Origin of the sequence: Amnibacterium sp. (assembly GCF_025463795.1) — a bacterium.
Lineage (GTDB): Bacteria > Actinomycetota > Actinomycetes > Actinomycetales > Microbacteriaceae > Amnibacterium.
In genome coordinates, this window is record NZ_JAODBE010000007.1 from 23689 (window position 1) to 30082 (window position 6394).

3 protein-coding genes are annotated in these 6394 nt (G+C 71.1%); 1 reads left to right on the top strand and 2 read right to left on the bottom strand.

Annotated features, from left to right (window positions below):
- Positions 1-104: 104 nt before the first annotated feature.
- Positions 105-983: an oxidoreductase gene (locus tag JWQ92_RS00875; protein ID WP_297342571.1), complete on the bottom strand. Its 879-nt coding sequence runs from the start codon at positions 981-983 to the stop codon at positions 105-107.
- Between the two features lie 43 nt (positions 984-1026).
- The gene (locus JWQ92_RS00880) at positions 1027-3180 is read right to left on the bottom strand and encodes an APC family permease (protein WP_297342572.1); all 2154 of its coding nucleotides are present in this window, start codon (positions 3178-3180) and stop codon (positions 1027-1029) included.
- Positions 3181-3276: 96 nt separating this feature from the next.
- Here JWQ92_RS00880 and JWQ92_RS00885 point away from each other — a divergent pair.
- Positions 3277-6394: efflux RND transporter permease subunit (locus tag JWQ92_RS00885; RefSeq protein WP_297342573.1), on the top strand; the 3118-nt coding region annotated here is incomplete at its 3' end.

The following is a 6394-nucleotide window of genomic DNA, read 5'->3' on the forward strand; positions in this document are numbered from 1 at the left end:
AGCGCACACGTGCCACTTTCTGCCCTTCTGAAACGGATCAGAGGCAGAAAGTGGCAAGTCCGCGCTCGCGAGGCGGGGCCGGGCGGACGGGTGGGTGGGACGGGTCAGGCGGCGGCGGGGCGCCCCATCGCGTCGAGCTCCGCGACGGCGCTCGCGGGCAGCCGCAGGGCTCCGGCGGCCACGTTGCTGCGCAGGTGCGCCACCGAGGACGTGCCCGGGATGAGCAGGATGTTCGGCGACCGCTGCAGCAGCCAGGCGAGGGCGACCTGCATCGGGCTCGCACCGAGCGCGGCCGCCACGTCGTCGAGCACCGCTGACTGCAGGGGCGAGAAGCCGCCGAGCGGGAAGAAGGGCACGTAGGCGATGCCCTGGCTGGCGCACGAGTCGACGAGCGGGTCGTCGCCGCGGTGCGCGAGGTTGTACTGGTTCTGCACGCAGACGAGCTCGCCGAGGGACTGCGCCTCCGCGAGCTGGTCGGCGGTCACGTTGCTCACCCCCACGTGCCGGATCAGGCCCTCCTGCTGCAGCTCGAGCAGCACCGTGAACGGTTCCGCGACCGAGCCGCGACGGGGGCCCATCGCCCCGCCGACCCGGAGGTTCACCACGTCGAGGGCCTCGAGCCCGAGGTGCTCGAGGTTGCCGTGCACCGCAGCGACGAGCTCGGCCCGGCCGAGCGCAGACGGCCATCCGCCGTCCGGCGAGCGCGTCGCTCCCACCTTCGTCACGAGGTGCAGGCTCTCCGGATAGGGGTGCAGCGCCTCCCGGATCACCTCGTTCGTGGTGACCGGGCCGTAGTAGTCGCTCGTGTCGATGTGCGTCACGCCGGCCGCGACGGCCGCCCGCAGCACCGCCACGGCGGCGTCGCGGTCGCGTGGCGGACCCATCACGCCTGGGCCGGCGAGCTGCATGGCGCCGTAGCCGATGCGCGAGAGGACGAGGTCGTCGGCGAGCCGGAAGGTGCCCCCCGGGGCGTCGGATGCCATGGCGCGATCCTGCCCCGCCGGATCGGTGAGGACGCCGGGAGCGTCAGGCCCGCGGGCCGACCGGGGTCTCGCTCGGCGTCTCCGTCGGCGCCTGCGGTGCCGGCTCGGACCGGAGGTCGTTCAACGCGTCGGCGCCCCCGTGCACGCCCGGCCGCCCGTGGTGCTGCAGGCCGTGCGGCCCCATCGGGCGGCGCTGCACCGGCGCCATCGGACGGCGCGGCTCACCCCGGCGGTCCTGGCCGGGGATCGGGCGGGAGCGGCGGCCGTAGACGAGCTGCGAGGAGTCGAGCAGCCACGGCACGAGCGCGATCGTGACGCCGTGCACGAGCATGAGCCGCTGCCGGATCCGCCGCGCCTTGTGGTTGTGCAGCAGCTGCTCCCACCAGTGCCCCACCACGTAGATGGGCTGGTACACGGTCACCACCTCGGACCCGTTCGCCGCCCGGTGACCCTTGATGTACTTGATCAGCGGCACGGCGATGTCCCGGTAGGGCGACGGCACGACGATGAGCGGCACGGCGATGTTCATCTGCGCCCACTCCTCCTCGAGCCGCTTCGTCGCCGCGTCGTCGATGGAGATGTGCACGGCCTCGAGCGACTCGTGCCGAGCGGCGATCGCGTAGTCGATCGCCTTCAGCACCGGCTTCGCCATCCGGCCGACGAGCACGATCGCGTGGTCGCCCTTGGCACCGAACGTGGTGTGCGGGTCGACCTCGATCTCCTTCTCGACGTCACGGTAGTACCGGTTCACGCCGAGCATGAGGAACCAGAGGATCGGCATGATCACGAACACGAGCCAGGCCCCGTGGGTGAACTTCGTGATCGTGACGATGACGAGCACGAGGGCCGTCAGGGATCCGCCGATCACGTTCGTGACGAGGCTCTGCACGATCTCGGGCCGGTTCGGGGCGTTCGACTTCAGCAGCCGGATCCAGTGGCGCACCATGCCGGTCTGGCCGAGGGTGAACGAGACGAAGACGCCGATGATGTACAGCTGGATGAGGTTGGTGACGCTCGCCCGGTAGATGAGCAGCAGCACGCCGGCGACGAGCGACAGCAGGATCACGCCGTTGCTGTAGATGAGGCGGTCACCGCGGGTGAGCAGCGCCTTCGGCGCGTACGAGTCGCGCGCGAGCACGCTGCCGAGCAGCGGGAACCCGTTGAACGCGGTGTTGGCGGCGAGCAGCAGCACGAGCGCCGTCGCCGCCTGCACGATGTAGAACGGGATCGACGTCCCGCCGAACACAGCCGCCGCGACCTGCGCCATGAGGCTCGGCTGCGGCGCCGACGCGCACTGCTTCCAGCCGATGAGGTCGCACGGGTTCTCCACGTAATGCACGTGCGAGATGAGCGCGACCGCGACGAGGCCGACGAACAGCACGATCGCGACGGAGCCCATCGCGACGAGCGTCTTCTGGGCGTTCTTGATCTTCGGACGACGGAACGCGGGCACGCCGTTGGCGATCGCCTCGACACCGGTGAGGGCTGAGCATCCGCTCGAGAAGGCGCGCAGCAGCAGGAGCACCAGGCCGGCCTGGGCCACCTGATCGCCGTGCACCGAGTACTGGGCGCTCGCGGCGACCGGCGCGGCACCGAGCGCGGTGCGGAGCAGGCCGACGACCACCATCAGGAACACGCTCGCGATGAAGACGTACGTCGGCAGCGCGAAGGCCTTGCTCGACTCGCGCACGCCCCGCAGGTTCACCGCGCAGAGCACCACCACGATCGCGAGGGCCATCTCGACCCGCACGCCGGCGAGCTGCGGCACCGCGGAGATGATGTTGTCGACTCCGGACGCGACGGACACCGAGACGGTGAGGATGTAGTCGACGAGCAGCGCGGACGCCACGACGAGCGCCGCCTTCTCCCCGAGGTTCTTCTGCGCCACCTCGTAGTCCCCGCCGCCCGACGGATAGGCCTTGATGAGGCGCCGGTAGGAGAGCACCACCACGACGAGCAGCAGCACGACGACGGCGGCGACCCACGGCGTGAAGGAGAGGAACGAGAGGCCGCCGAGCGTGAGGATCAGCATCATCTCCTGCGGCGCGTAGGCAACGGAGGAGAAGCAGTCGCTCGCGAAGATGGGGAGCGCGAGCAGCTTGGGGAGCAGCTGGTCCTCGAGCTTGTCGCTCGGCAGCTTCTCGCCGAGGATCAGGCGTTTGACCGAGCGGCCCTCGTCGTCAGGCGCCGAAGTCACGGGGGGAGAGCGTACTCACGGCGCAAAACGTGTCAAGACGATGGTCGGACCTTCGGATCGCGCGGTTCCGTCGCTCCCGGCGCCCATAATCCGTAGGTGCATCTGTTCGCGGCCTTCAGCCTGCGCAACCGCGCGCTGATCGCACTCGTCACGATCGTCGCCGCGTTCTTCGGTGCCCTCGCCGCCGGCGCCCTGAAGCAGGAGCTCATCCCGTCGGTGCAGCTGCCGCAGCTGGCCATCGTGTCCACCTACACGGGCGCCTCGCCCGCGGTCGTGAGCGAGCGGGTCAGCCGGCCTCTCGAGCAGGCCGTGCGCGGCATCGAGGGACTCGACACCACGTCCTCGACCTCGTCCACGGGCTCCTCCACCGTGACCGCGAGCTTCGTCTACGGCACGAACCTCGACGACGCCGAGCAGAAGATCGGGTCGGCGATCAACCGCATCCGCTCCACGCTGCCGGACGGCGTCGATCCGCAGGTCATCGCGGGCAGCCTCGCCGACCTGCCGGTGCTCGCGATCGCCGTGAGCGGGCAGCAGTCGACGGACGCGCTCGCCACCGCCGCCACCGCCTCCGTGGTGCCCGAGCTCGAGAAGGTGGCCGGCGTGCGGGCGGCGACCCTCAGCGGCGCACCGGGCGACCGCATCACCGTGACGCCGATGGACGCGCTCTCGAAGCACCACCTCACGCCCGACGTGATCGAGAACACCCTGAGGGCGAGCGGCGTGCTCGTGCCGGCCGGCAGCGTCGACCAGAACGGCCGGACGAGGTCGATCCAGGTGGGGACCGAACTCGGCTCGACGGCGGACATCCGGGCCCTGCCGCTCACCGGCGTCACGGCCGCGCAGTACAACGGGCCGTTCAGCACCTCGACCCACATCCCGACGATCGGGGACGTCGCCACCGTCGTGCAGAACCACGACCCGGTGACCACGGTCTCGCTCGTGAACGGGCGCCCGGCGCTCACGGTCTCGGTGACGAAGCTGCCCGCGGCGAACACGGTGGACGTGTCGCGGGCCGTGCGGGCCGAGCTGCCGAAGGTGCGCGGCGCCCTGGGCGCCGGCGGGGCGTTCACGATCGTGTTCGACCAGGCGCCCTACATCGAGCAGTCGATCAGCTCCCTCTTCACGGAGGGACTGCTCGGCCTCGGCTTCGCCGTGCTCGTGATCCTCGTGTTCCTGCTCTCGGTGCGGGCGACGATCATCACGGCGATCTCGATCCCGACCTCGGTGCTGATCACGCTGATCGGGATGCAGGCGGTGCAGTACTCGCTGAACATCCTCACGCTCGGTGCGATCACGATCGCCATCGGCCGCGTGGTGGACGACTCCATCGTCGTGACCGAGAACATCGCCCGCCACTTCCGGGAGGACTTCCCGGGAGCGAACGGCCGGATCCCGCCGGCGGAGCGGCGCGCAGCGATCCTCGGCGCCGTCAAGGAGGTCGCCTCGGCGGTCACCGCGTCCACGATCACGACGCTCGCGGTCTTCGTGCCGATCGCCTTCGTGAGCGGCGTCGCGGGCGAGCTGTTCCGGCCCTTCGCGCTCACGGTCACGATCGCGCTGCTCGCCTCGCTGTTCGTGGCCCTGACGATCGTGCCGGTGCTCGCCTACTGGTTCCTGCGTCCCCGGCGCGCACGCAAGGGGCGGTCGACCGCGCTCCGCGTCCCGCTGCTCCAGCGCGTCTACCGCCCGGTGCTCGGCGGCACGCTCCGGCATCCGTGGCTCACGACCTTCGCCGCGCTCCTGATCCTCGGCGGCACCGGCGCCCTCGTGCCGCTGCTGCAGACGAACTACCTCGGCTCGTCCGGCCAGAACACGCTCAGCGTCACCGAGACCCTGCCCGACGGCACCAGTCTCGACACGCAGACCCTGCGGGCCCGGTCGACCGACCGGGCGCTGCGGTCGGTCGACGGCGTGCGGACCGTGGCCGCGTCGATCGGCACGAGCGGCAGCACCTTCCGCGACGCCTTCTCCGCCGGATCCGGCACGAGGGTGACGTACTCGATCACCACCGCGGCGCAGTCGGACCAGGGCACGCTGCAGCGGCGGATCCGCGCGAAGCTCAGGACGCTGCCGGATTCCGGAGACTTCCAGGTCAGTGCGTCGCAGGGGTTCGGCACGAGCAGCGACATCGAGGTCGACATCACCGCGGGCACGACCGGTGCGCTCGACACCGCCGCGCAGCGGGTGCTGACGGCCGTGCAGCGTCTGCCCCAGGTCAGCCAGGCGTCGAGCAACCTGTCCGCGACGCAGCCGTACCTCGCCGTCGACATCGATGCGGCGAAGGCGGCGAAGGCGGGCTACAGCGAGGTGGCGCTCGCGCAGGTCGTCGCGCGCGCATCGCAGCCCACCTCCATCGGGTCGATCACCGTGGGGGACGCCCGGCTCACGATCTACCTGTCGGACCGGCATCCGCCGACGACGAGCGCGCAGCTCGCCGCCCTGAAGGTGGCGACGCCGACGGGGGACGAGCGCTTGGACTCGCTCGCCACCATCCGCACGACGAAGCAGGCCGCATCGATCACGAGCACGGACGCGAAGCGCAGCGCGGCCGTCTCGGCGACACCGGCCGGCCAGGACACGGGAGCGGCCAGCGCCGCCGTGGCGAAGGCCGTGGCCGGGCTGCGCCTGCCGGCCGGGACCACGGCCACGCTCGGCGGGGTGACGAGCGACCAGAGCACGGCCTTCCAGCAGCTGCTCCTCGCGCTGCTCGCCGCGATCCTCATCGTCTACACGGTGATGGTCGCGACCTTCCGATCGCTGCGGCAGCCGCTCGAGCTGCTCGTCTCCGTGCCGTTCGCGGCGACGGGCGCGATCGCGCTGCAGCTCGTGTCGGGGATCCCGCTCGGCGTCGCCTCCTTCATCGGCCTCGTGATGCTCGTCGGCATCGTCGTCACGAACGCGATCGTGCTCATCGACCTGGTGAACCAGTACCGCGAGCAGGGCGCCACCGTGCGGGACGCCGTGCTCGACGGCGCCGCGAGGCGGCTGCGGCCCATCCTCATGACGGCACTCGCGACGATCTTCGCGCTCGTGCCCACGGCGGTCGGGCTGAACGGCAACAGCGGGTTCATCTCGCAGCCGCTCGCGCTCGTGGTGATCGGCGGCCTCGTCTCCTCGACCCTGCTCACCCTGATAGTGCTGCCGACGCTCTTCTACCTCGTCGAGGGCCGGCGGGAGCGCCGCGACCTGCGCCGCGCCAGGCGGAGCGCAC

Excerpts from the sequence above, each read along its gene's own strand:
- JWQ92_RS00875 (WP_297342571.1), bottom strand. The coding sequence starts at position 983 with ATGGCATCCGACGCCCCGGGGGGCACCTTCCGGCTCGCCGACGACCTC.